The sequence below is a fragment of the Streptomyces sp. XM83C genome (assembly GCF_023072675.1).
Classification (GTDB): Bacteria; Actinomycetota; Actinomycetes; order Streptomycetales; family Streptomycetaceae; genus Streptomyces; species Streptomyces thermocoprophilus.
The window spans coordinates 17,120-31,960 of record NZ_JALLGL010000005.1; the positions used below are offsets into that span (position 1 = coordinate 17,120).

14 protein-coding genes are annotated in these 14,841 nt (G+C 69.7%); 2 read left to right on the top strand and 12 right to left on the bottom strand.

Annotated features, from left to right (window positions below; all coding sequences use genetic code 11):
* Positions 1-9: 9 nt before the first annotated feature.
* The 11 genes from nuoK to MTQ10_RS01515 are packed head-to-tail and all read right to left on the bottom strand — an operon-like array spanning position 10 to position 10,896.
* Positions 10-309 carry an NADH-quinone oxidoreductase subunit NuoK gene (gene nuoK, locus MTQ10_RS01465; RefSeq protein ID WP_247461348.1) on the bottom strand — a complete coding sequence of 100 codons (300 nt, stop codon included), beginning with the start codon at positions 307-309 and terminating at the stop codon, positions 10-12.
* Positions 306-1,172 carry an NADH-quinone oxidoreductase subunit J gene (locus MTQ10_RS01470; RefSeq protein ID WP_247461349.1) on the bottom strand — a complete coding sequence of 289 codons (867 nt, stop codon included), beginning with the start codon at positions 1,170-1,172 and terminating at the stop codon, positions 306-308. Before MTQ10_RS01470 ends, nuoK begins: the two co-directional genes overlap by 4 nt.
* Positions 1,169-1,810 (bottom strand): NADH-quinone oxidoreductase subunit NuoI, encoded by a 642-nt coding sequence (nuoI, locus tag MTQ10_RS01475; protein ID WP_247461351.1) that lies wholly within the window; start codon positions 1,808-1,810, stop codon positions 1,169-1,171. The genes MTQ10_RS01470 and nuoI overlap by 4 nt, the downstream gene beginning before the upstream one ends.
* The gene (nuoH, locus tag MTQ10_RS01480) at positions 1,803-3,167 is read right to left on the bottom strand and encodes an NADH-quinone oxidoreductase subunit NuoH (protein WP_247461353.1); all 1,365 of its coding nucleotides are present in this window, start codon (positions 3,165-3,167) and stop codon (positions 1,803-1,805) included. Before nuoH ends, nuoI begins: the two co-directional genes overlap by 8 nt.
* Positions 3,164-5,668 (bottom strand): NADH-quinone oxidoreductase subunit G, encoded by a 2,505-nt coding sequence (locus tag MTQ10_RS01485; protein WP_247461355.1) that lies wholly within the window; start codon positions 5,666-5,668, stop codon positions 3,164-3,166. Before MTQ10_RS01485 ends, nuoH begins: the two co-directional genes overlap by 4 nt.
* Positions 5,665-7,014, bottom strand: a complete 1,350-nt coding sequence (nuoF, locus tag MTQ10_RS01490) for an NADH-quinone oxidoreductase subunit NuoF (RefSeq protein WP_247461357.1) — start codon at positions 7,012-7,014, stop codon at positions 5,665-5,667. Before nuoF ends, MTQ10_RS01485 begins: the two co-directional genes overlap by 4 nt.
* Positions 7,014-7,886, bottom strand: a complete 873-nt coding sequence (nuoE, locus tag MTQ10_RS01495) for an NADH-quinone oxidoreductase subunit NuoE (protein WP_247461359.1) — start codon at positions 7,884-7,886, stop codon at positions 7,014-7,016. The genes nuoF and nuoE overlap by 1 nt, the downstream gene beginning before the upstream one ends.
* Positions 7,883-9,229: an NADH-quinone oxidoreductase subunit D gene (locus MTQ10_RS01500; RefSeq protein ID WP_247461361.1), complete on the bottom strand. Its 1,347-nt coding sequence runs from the start codon at positions 9,227-9,229 to the stop codon at positions 7,883-7,885. Before MTQ10_RS01500 ends, nuoE begins: the two co-directional genes overlap by 4 nt.
* Positions 9,226-9,972, bottom strand: coding sequence for an NADH-quinone oxidoreductase subunit C (locus tag MTQ10_RS01505; RefSeq protein ID WP_247461363.1), 747 nt, complete (start codon positions 9,970-9,972; stop codon positions 9,226-9,228). Before MTQ10_RS01505 ends, MTQ10_RS01500 begins: the two co-directional genes overlap by 4 nt.
* On the bottom strand, positions 9,969-10,523 hold the full coding sequence (locus MTQ10_RS01510; protein ID WP_030610600.1) for a NuoB/complex I 20 kDa subunit family protein: 555 nt from the start codon (positions 10,521-10,523) through the stop codon (positions 9,969-9,971). Before MTQ10_RS01510 ends, MTQ10_RS01505 begins: the two co-directional genes overlap by 4 nt.
* A 13-nt stretch (positions 10,524-10,536) precedes the next feature.
* On the bottom strand, positions 10,537-10,896 hold the full coding sequence (locus MTQ10_RS01515; protein WP_007383963.1) for an NADH-quinone oxidoreductase subunit A: 360 nt from the start codon (positions 10,894-10,896) through the stop codon (positions 10,537-10,539).
* Positions 10,897-11,662: 766 nt separating this feature from the next.
* Between MTQ10_RS01515 and MTQ10_RS01520 the strand changes: the two genes are divergently transcribed.
* Entirely contained in the window at positions 11,663-12,481 is an 819-nt protein-coding gene (locus MTQ10_RS01520; protein ID WP_247461365.1) for a C40 family peptidase, read from the top strand.
* 373 nt (positions 12,482-12,854) lie between these two features.
* On the opposite strand, the gene MTQ10_RS01525 is transcribed toward MTQ10_RS01520, so the two are convergent.
* Positions 12,855-14,147: a geranylgeranyl reductase family protein gene (locus MTQ10_RS01525; RefSeq protein ID WP_247461367.1), complete on the bottom strand. Its 1,293-nt coding sequence runs from the start codon at positions 14,145-14,147 to the stop codon at positions 12,855-12,857.
* A gap of 97 nt (positions 14,148-14,244) precedes the next feature.
* Here MTQ10_RS01525 and MTQ10_RS01530 point away from each other — a divergent pair, with 97 nt between their 5' ends.
* Complete coding sequence (locus MTQ10_RS01530; protein WP_247461369.1) at positions 14,245-14,751, top strand: GNAT family N-acetyltransferase; 507 nt, start codon at positions 14,245-14,247, stop codon at positions 14,749-14,751.
* The last annotated feature ends 90 nt before the right edge of the window (positions 14,752-14,841 follow it).

The window sequence follows — 14,841 nt, forward strand, 5'->3', positions numbered from 1 at the left end:
TCCGACCCCTTACAGCTTCATCAGGCTGGCGTCGTCGACCGAGGCCGAGTGGCGGGAACGGAACAGCGACACGATGATCGCGAGGCCGACCACGACCTCCGCCGCCGCGACGACCATCGTGAAGAACGCGATGATCTGGCCGTCGAGGTTGCCGTGCATCCGGGAGAAGGTGACGAGCGCGAGGTTGCAGGCGTTCAGCATCAGCTCGACGCACATGAACAGCACGATGGCGTTGCGCCTGATCAGCACCCCGGTGGCGCCGATCGTGAACAGCAGGGCCGCCAGATACAGATAGTTGACCGGGTTCACTTCGACGCCTCCTCGGTCCGCTTGAAGGTCGCCGGCGCGATCGCCTTGCGCTCCAGACGCTCCTCGGCGCGCTGCTCCAGCGCCCTGAGGTCGTTGAGCGCCTCCGCGGACACATCGCGGATCTGGCCGCGCTCGCGCAGCGTCTTGCTCACGGTCAGCTCGGACGGGGTGCCGTCGGGCAGCAGACCGGCGATGTCCACCGCGTTGTGCCGGGCGTACACGCCGGGGGCGGGCAGCGGCGGGATGTACGTGCCCTCGCGGACGCGCTGCTCGGCGAGTTCGCGCTGGGTCCTGGCGCGCTCGGTGCGCTCCCGGTGGGTGAGCACCATCGCGCCGACGGTGGCGGTGATGAGCAGCGCGCCGGTGATCTCGAAGGCGAAGACGTACTTGGTGAAGATGAGGGACGCGAGCCCCTCCACGTTCCCGCCCGCGTTGGCCCCGCCGGTGCCGTCGAACTCCGTCAGGGAGGCGTTGGCGATACCGGCGAACAGCAGGATGCCGAAGCCGAGCCCGCACAGCAGGGCCAGCCAGCGCTGCCCCTTGATGGTCTCCTTCAGGGAGTCCGCGGCGGTGACACCGACCAGCATCACCACGAACAGGAACAGCATCATGATCGCGCCGGTGTAGACGACGACCTGCACGATGCCGAGGAAGTAGGCGCCGTTGGCGAGGTAGAACACCGCCAGCACGATCATGGTGCCGGCGAGGCAGAGGGCGCTGTGCACGGCCTTCTTCAGGAAGACGGTGCACAGGGCGCCGATCACCGCGACCGTGCCGAGGATCCAGAACTGGACGGCCTCCCCGGTGGAGGTGGTGTACGCGGCGAGCTGCTCGCCCGTCGCGGCGGCCAGGGACGCGCTCATCGGCGGATCACCTCCTCGGAGGCGGGCTCCTCGGGACCGGACGTGGACGCCGCCTCCTGCGGGGACTCGCCCTTGGAGACGGCGACCTGCCGCTCCGTGCCGGGCGCCGCCTCCGTCACCAGGCCCCGGTAGTAGTCCTGCTCGTCCATGCCCGGGTAGATGGCGTGCGGTGTGTCGACCATGCCCTCGTCCAGGCCGGCGAGGAGCTGCTCCTTGGTGTAGATGAGGTCGGCTCGGCTGGAGTCGGCCAGCTCGAACTCGTTCGTCATCGTCAACGCGCGCGTGGGGCAGGCCTCGATGCACAGGCCGCACAGGATGCAGCGGGCGTAGTTGATCTGGTAGACGCGGCCGTACCGCTCGCCCGGCGAGTAGCGTTCCTCGTCGGTGTTGTCGGCGCCCTCCACATAGATGGCGTCGGCGGGGCAGGCCCAGGCGCACAGCTCGCAGCCGACGCACTTCTCCAGGCCGTCCGGATGGCGGTTGAGCTGGTGCCGTCCGTGGAACCGCGGAGCCGTGGTCTTCTTCTGCTCCGGGTACTGCTCCGTCAGCCGCTTCTTGAACATGGCCTTGAAGGTCACGCCGAAGCCGGCCACCGGGTTGAGGAAACCGGGCTTGGTCTCCTTGGGCTCCTCAGCCATCGGACGCCTCCTTTCCATCCAGAGATCCGTCACTGTGAGTATCCGGCCCACCACTGACAATCAGCTCCCGCTCACGGCGCGGGCGGCGCCGCGGCACGGGCGGCAGCTCCTGTCCGGGCAGCGGCGGCACGGGGAACCCGCCGGCCATCGGGTCGAAGCCGGCCCGTTCGGGCGCGGGCCGCTCCGGCTCCTTCTTCTGCCGGAACATGTCGGCGATGAAGGACAGAAGCAGCAGGGCGAGGACGGCGCCGCCCACGTACAGGGCGATGTCGGTGAAGCCGTAGTTCTCGTTGCGCAGGGCCCGCATGGTGGCGACGAGCATCAGCCACACCACGGAGACCGGGATGAGGACCTTCCAGCCGAGCTTCATCAGCTGGTCGTAGCGGACGCGGGGCAGGGTGCCGCGCAGCCAGATGAAGAAGAACAGCAGCAGCTGCACCTTGACGACGAACCAGAGCATCGGCCACCAGCCGTGGTTCGCGCCCTCCCAGAAGGTGCTGATGGGCCACGGGGCCCGCCAGCCGCCCAGGAAGAGGGTGGTCGCCACCGCGGACACCGTCACCATGTTCACGTACTCGGCGAGCATGAACATCGCGAACTTGATGGACGAGTACTCGGTGTTGAAGCCGCCGACCAGGTCGCCCTCGGACTCCGGCATGTCGAACGGGGCCCGGTTGGTCTCACCGACCATCGTGACGATGTAGAGGATGAAGGAGACCGGCAGCAGCAGGATGTACCAGCGGTCCTGCTGCTGTTCGACGATCGTCGACGTGGACATCGACCCGGAGTAGAGGAACACCGAAGCGAACGCGGCACCCATGGCGATCTCGTACGAGATCATCTGCGCGCACGAGCGGAGACCGCCGAGCAGCGGGTACGTCGAGCCGGAGCTCCAGCCCGCGAGGACGATGCCGTAGATGCCGACCGAGGCGACCGCGAGGATGTACAGCATCGCGATCGGCAGATCGGTGAGCTGCATGGTCGTACGGTGGCCGAAGATCGAGATCTCGTTGCCCGCGGGCCCGAACGGGATCACCGCGATCGCCATGAACGCGGGGATGGCGGCGACGATCGGCGCGAGGACGTACACCACCTTGTCCGCGCGGCGGACGACGATGTCCTCCTTCAGCATCAGCTTGATGCCGTCGGCGAGGGACTGGAGCATGCCCCAGGGGCCGTGCCGGTTGGGGCCGATGCGCAGCTGCATCCAGGCGACGACCTTGCGTTCCCAGACGATGGAGAACAGCACGGTCACCATCAGGAACGCGAAGCAGAACACCGCCTTGACGACGACCAGCCACCAGGGGTCGCGGCCGAACAGGGAGAGATCCTCGGCGGCGAGGAAGTACGGGCTCATGCCTCCACCTCCTGCGGGGCGGCGGCGTCGGCGGTCGCCGGGCCGATACGGACGAGGGAGCCGGGCCGCGCCCCGGTGTCGGAGGCGACGCCTCCGCCTGCGGAGTTCAGCGGGAGCCACACCACACGGTCGGGCATCTCCGTGATCTGCAAAGGCAGTTCGATGGTCCCGGCGGGACCGGTGACGGCGAGGACGTCGCCGTCCTTCACCCCGGCCTCGGCGGCCGTCGCGGCGGACAGACGCGCGCGTGCCGCGTGCCGGGTCCCGGCCAGAGCCTCGTCGCCCTCCTGGAGGACGCCCCGGTCGAGCAGGAGCCGGTGCCCGGCGAGGACGGCCTCGCCGGCGGCGGGCCGGGGCAGCACACCCGCGGACTCGGACGGGTCGTCGGCGCGGGGGCCGTCCCAGGCGCCGAGCCGGTCGATCTCCGCGCGCGTGGTGCGCAGATCGGGCAGTCCAAGGTGGATGTCCATGGCGTCGGCGAGCATCTGGAGCACACGCGCGTCCGTCGGGGCGAGGCGGCGGGTCATCTGGTCCGGCTTGAGCGCGGCCTCGAAGAAACGCACCCTGCCCTCCCAGTTGAGGAAGGTGCCCGCCTTCTCCACGACGGCCGCGACCGGCAGGACCACATCGGCGCGTTCGGTGACCTCGCTGGGCCGCAGCTCCAGCGAGACCAGGAAACCGACCTCGTCGAGCGCGGCACGCGCGCGTGCCGGGTCGGGCAGATCGGCGACCTCCACACCGGCGACCAGCAGCGCCTGGAGTTCACCGGAGGCGGCGGCCTCGACGATCCGGCCGGTGTCACGGCCGTAGCGGTGCGGGAGTTCCGCCACGCCCCACACGGCGGCGACCTCCTCACGCGCACGCGGATCGGTGGCGGGGCGTCCGCCCGGCAGCAGCGTCGGCAGCGCGCCCGCCTCGACGGCGCCGCGCTCACCGGCCCGACGCGGGATCCACACCAGGCGGGCGCCGGTCGCGGCGGCACCGCGCACGGCGGCGGTCAGCCCGCCCGCCACACCGGCCAGCCGCTCACCGACGACGATCACCGCGCCGTCGGCGCGCAGCGCCTGCGCGGCCTCGGCGCCCGGCCCGTCCAGGCCGACGCCGCTCACCAGCGCGTCCAGCCACTCGGTCTCGGTGCCGGGCGCGGCCGGCAGCAGTGTGCCACCCGCCTTGGTCAGGCCGCGCGTGGCGTGCGTGGCCAGCGCGTACACCTTCTGCCCGTGCTTGCGCCACGCCTTGCGCAGCCGCAGGAAGACGCCGGGTGCCTCCTCCTCGGACTCGAACCCGATGAGCAGCACCGCCGGGGCCTTCTCCAGCAGGGTGTACGTGACGCCCGTGCCGTCGAGGTCGACACCGCGGCCGGCGACCCGGGAGGCGAGGAAGTCGGCCTCCTCGCTGCTGTGCACGCGCGCGCGGAAGTCGATGTCGTTGGTGTCGAGCGCCACCCGCGCGAACTTGCTGTACGCGTAGGCGTCCTCGACGGTGAGCCGGCCGCCGGTGAGGACACCGGTGCGACCGCGGGAGGCGAGCAGTCCCTGCGCGGCGATCTGAAGCGCCTCGGGCCACGACGCCGGCTCCAGCTCGCCCTCCGCGTTGCGCACCAGCGGCGTGGTGAGCCGGTCCCTCTGCTGCGCGTACCGGAACGCGAAGCGTCCCTTGTCGCAGATCCACTCCTCGTTGACCTCGGGGTCGTTCGCGGCGAGCCGCCGCATGACCTTGCCGCGCCGGTGGTCGGTGCGGGTGGCGCAGCCGCCGGAGCAGTGCTCGCACACACTGGGCGAGGAGACCAGGTCGAAGGGGCGGGAGCGGAACCGGTAGGCGGCGGAGGTGAGCGCGCCGACCGGGCAGATCTGGATGGTGTTGCCGGAGAAGTACGACTCGAACGGGTCGCCCTCGCCGGTGCCGACCTGCTGGAGCGCGCCCCGCTCGATCAGCTCGATCATCGGGTCGCCGGCGATCTGGTTGGAGAAGCGGGTGCAGCGCGCGCACAGCACGCACCGCTCACGGTCGAGCAGCACCTGTGTGGAGATCGGCACCGGCTTCTCGTAGGTGCGCTTGCGGCCCTCGAAGCGGGACTCGGCCTGCCCGTGGGACATGGCCTGGTTCTGCAGCGGGCACTCGCCGCCCTTGTCGCAGACGGGGCAGTCCAGCGGGTGGTTGATGAGCAGCAGCTCCATCACACCCTTCTGCGCCTTCTCCGCGACCGGCGATGTCAGCTGTGTCTTGACGACCATGCCGTCGGTGCAGGTGATGGTGCAGGACGCCATCGGCTTGCGCTGGCCCTCGACCTCGACGATGCACTGCCGGCAGGCGCCGGCCGGGTCGAGGGAGGGGTGGTCGCAGAAGCGGGGGATCTCGATGCCGAGCTGTTCGGCGGCCCGGATGACCAGGGTGCCCTTGGGCACGCTGATCTCGATGCCGTCGATCGTCAGCGTCACGAGGTCCTCCGGCGGGACCGGCGCCTGCCCGCCCGAGGAGGGAGCGCTCGTGGTCACCGTCATGCGTTCACCTCCAGGTGCTGATCCGCCCAGGCGGTGGACCTGGCCGGGTCGAAGGGGCAGCCGCGGCCCGTGATGTGCTGCTCGTACTCGTCGCGGAAGTACTTGAGCGAGGAGAAGATCGGCGAGGCGGCGCCGTCGCCGAGGGCGCAGAAGGACTTGCCGTTGATGTTGTCGGCGATGTCGGCGAGCTTGTCGAGGTCGCTCATCGCGCCCTTGCCGGCCTCGATGTCCCGCAGCAACTGCACGAGCCAGTAGGTGCCTTCACGGCAGGGCGTGCACTTGCCGCAGGACTCGTGGGCGTAGAACTCGGTCCAGCGGGTGACGGCGCGGACGACGCAGGTCGTCTCGTCGAAGCACTGCAACGCCTTGGTGCCGAGCATGGAGCCGGCGGCGCCGACGCCTTCGTAGTCGAGGGGCACGTCGAGGTGTTCGTCGGTGAACATCGGGGTGGAGGAGCCGCCCGGCGTCCAGAACTTGAGGCGGTGGCCGGGCCGCATGCCGCCGCTCATGTCGAGCAGCTGGCGCAGGGTGATGCCGAGCGGGGCCTCGTACTGGCCGGGGTTGGCGACGTGCCCGGAGAGCGAGTACAGCGTGAAGCCGGGGGACTTCTCGCTGCCCATCGACCGGAACCATTCCTTGCCCCGGTGGATGATCGCGGGAACCGACGCGATGGATTCGACGTTGTTCACCACAGTGGGGCAGGCGTACAGGCCCGCCACCGCAGGGAAAGGAGGACGCAGTCGCGGCTGCCCACGGCGGCCTTCGAGCGAGTCCAGCAGTGCCGTCTCCTCACCGCAGATGTACGCCCCGGCGCCGGCGTGCACGGTGAGGTCGAGGTCGAGTCCGCTGCCGAGGATGTTCTTGCCGAGGTAGCCCGCCGCGTAGGCCTCGCGCACGGCGTGCTGCAACCGCCGCAGTACGGGGACGACTTCACCCCGCAGATAGATGAAGGCGTGCGACGACCTGATCGCGTGGCACGCGATGACGATGCCCTCGATGAGGCTGTGCGGGTTCGCGAACAGGAGCGGGATGTCCTTGCACGTCCCGGGCTCCGATTCGTCGGCGTTGACAACAAGATAGTGAGGCTTGCCGTCCCCTTGGGGGATGAACTGCCACTTCATGCCCGTGGGGAAGCCGGCGCCGCCGCGCCCGCGCAGACCGGAGTCCTTGACGTACGCGATGACGTCGTCCGGTGACATGGCGAGCGCCTTGCGGAGCCCCTCGTACCCGTCGTGCCGCCGGTACACGTCCAGCGTCCAGGACCTGTCCTCGTCCCAGAAGGCCGACAGCACGGGTGCGAGCAGCTTCTCGGGGCTGTTCTCCTTCAGTTCGGGTGCCAAGGTCATCACTCCCCCTCCTCGGCAACGGGCCCCGCCGGGTGGGAGGGGTCGGATGCGCTGGTGTCCTGCGGCGCGTCGTGGGAACTGGTGTGTTCGGCCGGGGACGACTGCGGTGCCGTGCGGTCCTGCGGCTCGTCGTGGGGTCCGCCGTCGCGGGGGTGGACCACGCGCGCGGGTGCGGTCTCGCCCTTGGCGAGGCGGAGCCCGACCAGGGAGGCGGGTCCCGCGCTGCCGCTCTCCTCGACGGCGCCGGGCCGCTCGTCGGGGAAGCCGGCGAGGATCCGCGCGGTCTCCTTGAACGTGCACAGCCGGGCGCCGCGCGTCGGCGACACGGGCCGTCCCGCCCTGAGGTCGTCGACGAGGCGTTTGGCGCTGTCGGGGGTCTGGTTGTCGAAGAACTCCCAGTTGACCATCACGACGGGCGCGTAGTCGCAGGCCGCGTTGCACTCGATGTGCTCCAGGGTGACCTTGCCGTCGTCGGTGGTCTCGCCGTTGCCCACGCCGAGGTGTTCCTGGAGTTCCTCGAAGATGGCGTCGCCGCCCATCACCGCGCACAGCGTGTTGGTGCACACCCCGACCTGGTAGTCGCCGGAGGGCTTGCGCCGGTACATGGTGTAGAAGGTGGCCACGGCGGTGACCTCGGCGGTGGTCAGGCCGAGGACGTCCGCGCAGAACCGCACGCCGGTGCGGGTGACGTGTCCTTCCTCGGACTGCACGAGGTGCAGCATCGGCAGCAGCGCGGACCGGGAGTCGGGGTAGCGGGAGATGATCTCGCGCGCGTCCGCCTCCAGCCGGGTCCGGACGTCGTCCGGGTAGGCGGGGGCGGGCAGCTCGGGCATGCCCAGGCTGACGCCCCGCTCGGAAGATGAGGTGGTCACCGGTCGACGCCTCCCATCACGGGGTCGATGGACGCGACGGCGACGATGACGTCGGCGACCTGGCCGCCCTCGCACATCGCCGCCATGGCCTGAAGGTTGGTGAAGGACGGGTCGCGGAAGTGGACCCGGTAGGGGCGGGTGCCGCCGTCGGAGACGGCGTGCACGCCGAGTTCGCCCTTGGGGGACTCGACGGCCGCGTACGCCTGTCCCGGCGGGACGCGGAAGCCCTCGGTGACCAGCTTGAAGTGGTGGATCAGGGCCTCCATGGAGGTGCCCATGATGTTCTTGATGTGGTCGAGGGAGTTGCCGAGGCCGTCCGGGCCGAGCGCGAGCTGCGCGGGCCAGGCGATCTTCTTGTCGGCGACCATGACGGGGCCGGGCTGGAGCCGGTCCAGGCACTGCTCGACGATCCTGAGCGACTGGCGCATCTCCTCCAGGCGGATCAGGAAGCGGCCGTAGGCGTCGCAGGTGTCGGCGGTCGGGACGTCGAACTCGTACGTCTCGTAGCCGCAGTACGGCTGCGTCTTGCGCAGGTCGTGCGGCAGGCCGGTGGAGCGCAGCATCGGGCCGGTGACGCCGAGGGCCATGCAGCCGGCCAGGTCGAGATAGCCGACGTCCTGCATACGGGCCTTGAAGATGGGGTTGCCGGTGGCGAGCTTGTCGTACTCCGGGAGGTTCTTCTTCATCTTCTTGACGAACTCGCGGATGTGGTCGACCGCGCCGGGCGGCAGGTCCTGGGCGAGTCCGCCGGGCCGGATGTACGCGTGGTTCATGCGCAGGCCGGTGACCAGCTCGTAGATGTCGAGGATCATCTCGCGGTCGCGGAAGCCGTAGATCATGATCGTGGTGGCGCCCAGCTCCATGCCGCCGGTGGCGATGCACACCAGGTGGGAGGAGAGCCGGTTCAGCTCCATCAGGAGCACGCGGATGATCTTGGCGCGTTCGGTGATCTGGTCCTCGATGCCGAGGAGCTTCTCGACGGCGAGACAGTAGGCGGTCTCGTTGAAGAAGGACGTCAGGTAGTCCATGCGCGTCACGAACGTGGTGCCCTGCGTCCAGGTCCGGTACTCGAGGTTCTTCTCGATGCCGGTGTGGAGGTAGCCGATGCCGCAGCGGGCCTCGGTGACCGTCTCGCCCTCGATCTCCAGGATGAGCCGGAGCACGCCGTGGGTGGACGGGTGCTGGGGGCCCATGTTGACGACGATGCGCTCGTCGTCGGCCTTGGCCGCGGACTGGACGACCTCGTCCCAGTCGCCGCCCGTGACCGTGTAGACGGTGCCCTCGGTGGTCTCGCGCGCCGCGGCCTCGGAGGCCTGCGCGTCGGATGCGTGGAACGTGCTCACGAGTACGACCTCCGCTGGTCCGGAGCCGGGATCTGGGCGCCCTTGTACTCGACGGGGATGCCGCCGAGGGGGTAGTCCTTGCGCTGCGGATGGCCCTGCCAGTCGTCCGGCATCATGATCCGTGTCAGGGCCGGGTGACCCTCGAAGACGATTCCGAAGAAGTCGTACGTCTCGCGCTCGTGCCAGTCGTTCGTCGGGTAGACGGAGACGAGCGAGGGGATGCGCGGGTCGCTGTCGGGGGCGCTGACCTCCAGCCGGATCAGCCGGTTGTGGGTGATCGAGCGCAGGTGGTAGACGGCGTGCAGCTCGCGCCCCTTGTCGTTCGGGTAGTGCACACCGCTGACGCCGGTGCACAGCTCGAAGCGGAGGGCGGGGTCGTCGCGCAGGGTGCGGGCGACGCGCAGCAGGTGCTCGCGCTCGATGTGGAAGGTGATCTCGCCCCGGTCGACGACGGTCTTCTCGATGGCGTTCTCGGGGAGCAGGCCCTGTTCCTCCAGGGCGCCCTCCAGTTCGTCGGCGACCTCGTCGAACCAGCCGCCGTAGGGGCGGCTCGCCGGTCCCGGGAGCCGGACCGAGCGGACGAGGCCGCCGTAGCCGGAGGTGTCCCCGCCGTTCCTGGCGCCGAACATGCCGCGCTGGACGCGGATCTCCTCGCCGCCCTGGCCGCGCTGTCCGGGGAGGTTCTCGGCGGACAGCTGCTTGTCGGGGTTCACCCCGTTCGAGTCCTTGGGTGCGTCGCTCACCGCAGCAGCCCCTTCATCTCGATGGTGGGCAGGGCCTTGAGCGCTGCTTCCTCCGCCTCGCGGGCCGCCTCCTCGGCGTTCACGCCGAGCTTGGAGGACTGGATCTTCTGGTGGAGCTTGAGGATCGCGTCGAGCAGCATCTCGGGCCGCGGCGGGCAGCCGGGCAGATAGATGTCGACCGGGACGATGTGGTCGACGCCCTGGACGATCGCGTAGTTGTTGAACATGCCGCCGGAGGAGGCGCACACGCCCATGGAGATGACCCACTTGGGGTTGGGCATCTGGTCGTAGACCTGCCGCAGGACCGGCGCCATCTTCTGGCTGACCCGGCCCGCGACGATCATCAGGTCGGCCTGGCGCGGCGAGCCGCGGAAGACCTCCATGCCGAAGCGGGCCAGGTCGTAGCGGCCGGCGCCGGTGGTCATCATCTCGATGGCGCAGCAGGCCAGGCCGAAGGTGGCGGGGAAGACGGACGCCTTGCGCACCCACCCCGCGGCCTGCTCGACGGTGGTCAGCAGGAATCCGCTCGGCAGCTTTTCTTCGAGTCCCATGTCGTTAGGCCCCTCAGTCCCATTCCAGGCCGCCGCGCCGCCACACATAGGCGTAGGCGACGAAGACGGTGAGCACGAAGAGCAGCATCTCCACGAGCCCGAACACACCCAGGGCGTCGAAGGTGACGGCCCACGGGTAGAGGAAGACGATCTCGATGTCGAAGACGATGAAGAGCATCGCCGTCAGGTAGTACTTGATGGGGAAGCGCCCGCCGCCGGCCGGCGTGGGGGTCGGCTCGATGCCGCACTCGTAGGCTTCGAGTTTGGCGCGGTTGTACCGCTTCGGACCGATCAGCGTGGCCATGACCACGGAGAAGATCGCAAAGCCTGCCCCGAGGGCTCCCAGTACGAGGATGGGCGCATACGCGTTCACCGCTCCTCGCTCCTCTCAGTCGGCACTGACTGCTGGCGGTTTGCGTCGGGCTCACATCCGCCCCAACTGCCCCTCGAACCCCGCCCGCCCCGGCGAAGATCGAGAACATGTGAAGCAGGTCACAAGCCCAACCGCGTGCATCTTATGCCCGTGGCTCTGTGATCTGCGACACGGGGTATTGCACAAGCTTTGTGATCTCCACCACCTGACGAAGGATCATGAAGTCGGATGAGCGGTGATCTTCACACAGGAAGCGTCCGAGTGATCACCAGAGGTGACATTTTCGCTCGTCAGGCCTGATCAGAGGGGTCGTCTCAATATCAAGAGCTTTCCGCTGCATGCAAATTCGCGTTGGACCGGATGTCTTGATAGGGGGCGCGTTCACACATCAGAGGGAGCCGGAGGGCGGGGTGTGGACGCGTGCACGCGTTCACGAAGTCTCCGCGGTCGTGATCCGGCCGTGATCAAGGGACGGGGCCCGTCGCGGACGCACCCGCTCCGGTAATCGTTCCGTGACCTCTGCCACACCCATGAGAGGCCGACGAGAAGCGGGCTTGGCCAACGACCCCAACGGATGGTAGGCGGAGGGCAATTCGGGCGTAATGACGAAAGTACGTGATCAAAGCCGTGTTGGACCCCGTCCGCAATGTCCGTTACGGCGTCAATAAAGAACGACACGCCCGGGATTCGGCGCCCCCGTTGAACAACTGTGGCGCACCACACGTTTCTTGAAGGTATGGAGCAGCCCCTGGTACCGCTTGTACCCATGTCCCACACCGCTCACATACGCAGCCACCGGAAGCCCCGCCGCAGCGCGTCGAAAATCGCGATGCGGGCCGGAGTTGCCGGTGGCGTCCTCAGCACCCTGGCAGTGGCCGGTGCGTCGGCCGCGGCGAACGCCGCCGAGTCGGAGACGACGCAGACCCTGGAACTGCCCACCCTGACGGCCGACCTGTCCGCACAGGTCGCGAAGACCGCGCAGGCCACGGAGCTGGCCGCCGCGGACTACCAGCTGCAGGCGGAGCGTGACGCGGCAGCCGCAAAGGCCGCCGAGCAGGCCAAGAAGAACCTCGCGGAGGCCAAGAAGAAGGCCGCCGAGGAAGCCGCGAAGAAGAAGGCCCAGGAGGAGGCCCGCCGGGAGGCTGCCGAGCGCGCCACGCGCAACGCGGAGCGCCCCAGCCTCGCCGCCGCCACCACCTCCGCGGCCTCCACCACCGTGTCGCAGGCGACCGGTTCGGCCGCCGCGGTCGTGGCCTTCGTCAAGGCACAGGTCGGCGACGCCTATGTCTCCGGCGGCACCGGCCCCAGCTCGTGGGACTGCTCCGGCCTGGTGCAGGCCGCGTTCAAGCAGGTCGGCATCGACCTGCCGCGCGTCTCGCAGAGCCAGTCGACGGCCGGTACGCAGGTGTCGCTGAGCAACCTCCAGCCGGGCGACATCCTCTACTGGGGCGGCGCGGGCAGCGCGTACCACGTCGCGGTGTACGTCGGCGACGGCATGTTCGTCGGCGCGCAGAACCCGTCCACGGGCGTCGTGGAGCGCCCGCTGTCCTACGACCCGCCGTCGGGCGCCGTACGCGTGCTCTGAGCGCCGACAGCGCCGACAGCGCGCCCGCGACGGCCGGCGCTACAGCTGTCGCGCGAACCAGGGCTCCCCATCGGCCCTGAACCGGCCCCCACGGAAGGGGAATCCGGACAAGCAGGGCAGAACTACAGCAGTACGAACAAGGGCCGCAGCCGCTCGGGGGCTGCGGCCCTTCGCCGTACCGGCACACGCGCGGACGACGGACCGGGGGCCGACGGACCAGGTGAACCCGGCAGACCCGGCGGACCCGGCGGACCAGGTGAACCCTGCGTACCGGTCGGACCAGTCGGATCAGGCAAACACGGCAGGACCGGCAGGTCAGGCAGGCCCGGACAGACCCCGGCGGACAGCTGACCTGCGGACCCGCAGCCGGCCGTCAGGCCTTCGGGGCCACCTTGCTCAGGCCGTTGATGATGCGGTCCATGGCGTCGCCGCCCGTCGGGTCGGTGAGGTTGGCGAGCAGCTTCAGCGTGAACTTCATCAGCAGCGGGTGGGTCAGCCCGCGCTGCGTGGCGATCTGCATGACCTTCGGGTTGCCGATGAGCTTCACGAAGGCGCGGCCCAGCGTGTAGTAGCCGCCGTAGGTGTCCTTCAGGACGCGCGGGTAGCGACGCAGGGCGAGTTCCCGCTGCCCGGGGGTGGCGCGGGCGTGGGCCTGCACGATGACGTCGGCGGCGATCTGCCCGGACTCCATGGCGTAGGCGATGCCCTCACCGTTGAACGGGTTGACGAGCCCGCCGGCGTCGCCGACGAGCAGCAGGCCCTTGGTGTAGTGGGGCTGCCGGTTGAAGGCCATGGGCAGGGCGGCGCCGCGGATGGGGCCGGTCATGTTCTCCGGGGTGTACCCCCAGTCCTCCGGCATGGAGGCGCACCAGGCCTTCAGCACCTCGCGCCAGTCCAGCTCCTTGAACGAGTCGGAGGTGTTGAGGACGCCGAGGCCGACGTTGGAGGTGCCGTCGCCCATGCCGAAGATCCAGCCGTAGCCGGGCAGCAGCCGGTCCTGGGGGCCGCGCCGGTCCCACAGCTCCAGCCAGGACTCCAGGTAGTCGTCGTCGTGGCGGGGCGAGGTGAAGTAGGTGCGCACGGCGACGCCCATCGGCCGGTCCTCGCGGCGGTGCAGGCCCATCGCGAGGGACAGCCGCGTGGAGTTGCCGTCGGCGGCGACGACGAGCGGCGCGTGGAAGGAGACCTCCCGCTTGTCCTCGCCGAGCTTGGCGGTGACGCCGGTGATACGGCCGGTGCGGTCGTCGACGATCGGCCCGCTGACGTTGCAGCGCTCGTAGAGGCGGGCGCCGGCCTTCTGCGCGTTACGGGCGAGCTGCTCGTCGAAGTCGTCGCGCTTGCGGACGAGGCCGTAGTCGGGGAAGGAGGCGAGATCCGGCCAGTCGAGCTGGAGGCGCACACCGCCGCCGATGATCCGCAGGCCCTTGTTGCGCAGCCAGCCGGCCTCTTCGGAGATGTCGATGCCCATCGCCACGAGCTGCTTCACGGCACGCGGGGTGAGCCCGTCACCGCAGACCTTCTCGCGCGGGAACTGCGTCTTCTCCAGCAGCAGGACATCGAGCCCGGCCTTGGCGAGGTGGTACGCCGTCGAGGAGCCGGCCGGCCCCGCGCCCACGACGATCACATCGGCGGTGTTCTCGGAGAGGGGCTCGGTCACGACGGTCACGGCGGGATCTCCCCAAGTCAGAAATCTGTGTGCCGACGGGCACTGGACATGGGCAGTCTATTCAGCGGCAACGACCGACCGGCTGAAGGGCTGCCCCGTGAACCGAACTCTCCCCGTGGTACGGCTGCGTGTCCCCACCGACGAGGACGCCGTCGCCTGGCACCGGGTCTTCGACCACCCGGACGTCATGGAGTTCCACGGCGGGAGGTCCGCCGAGCTGTCGGTGTACGAGGAGCTGACCGCGCGGCAGCGCCGGCACGACGCCGAGCTGGGCTTCTGCCTGTGGACGATGCTGGACGAGGAGGACCGGGTCATCGGCTTCACCGGCGCCCAGCCGTGGCCGCACGCCTGGGGTCCGGCCGGGGAGATCGAGATCGGCTGGCGGCTCGGCCGCGACCACTGGGGCCGCGGGTACGTCACCGCGGCGGCGCGGATGACGCTGGAGCGGGTGCGCGCGGCGGGCGTGCGCAGTGTGGTGGCGATGGTCGACGCCCGCAACCGGCGCTCGATCGCGGTGACGCAGCGGCTGGGGATGCGGCACGAGACGACGTACACGACCCCGCGCTCCGAACGGCAGGGGCACTGCTACCGCCTGGAGCTGTGACATCACGCCCGTAGGCCGCTGGTCCCGTCGCCCCGGTGCGGGCGCCCGCGCCCCGAGCGAAGCTCCGCGCCCGCGGCCCCCGGGAGCCGG

Excerpts from the sequence above, each read along its gene's own strand:
- MTQ10_RS01470 (WP_247461349.1), bottom strand. The coding sequence starts at position 1,172 with ATGAGCGCGTCCCTGGCCGCCGCGACGGGCGAGCAGCTCGCCGCGTAC.
- MTQ10_RS01510 (WP_030610600.1), bottom strand. The coding sequence starts at position 10,523 with ATGGGACTCGAAGAAAAGCTGCCGAGCGGATTCCTGCTGACCACCGTC.
- nuoI (WP_247461351.1), bottom strand. The coding sequence starts at position 1,810 with ATGGCTGAGGAGCCCAAGGAGACCAAGCCCGGTTTCCTCAACCCGGTG.
- nuoF (WP_247461357.1), bottom strand. The coding sequence starts at position 7,014 with ATGACCTTGGCACCCGAACTGAAGGAGAACAGCCCCGAGAAGCTGCTC.
- MTQ10_RS01485 (WP_247461355.1), bottom strand. The coding sequence starts at position 5,668 with ATGACGGTGACCACGAGCGCTCCCTCCTCGGGCGGGCAGGCGCCGGTC.
- MTQ10_RS01520 (WP_247461365.1), top strand. The coding sequence starts at position 11,663 with ATGTCCCACACCGCTCACATACGCAGCCACCGGAAGCCCCGCCGCAGC.
- nuoH (WP_247461353.1), bottom strand. The coding sequence starts at position 3,167 with ATGAGCCCGTACTTCCTCGCCGCCGAGGATCTCTCCCTGTTCGGCCGC.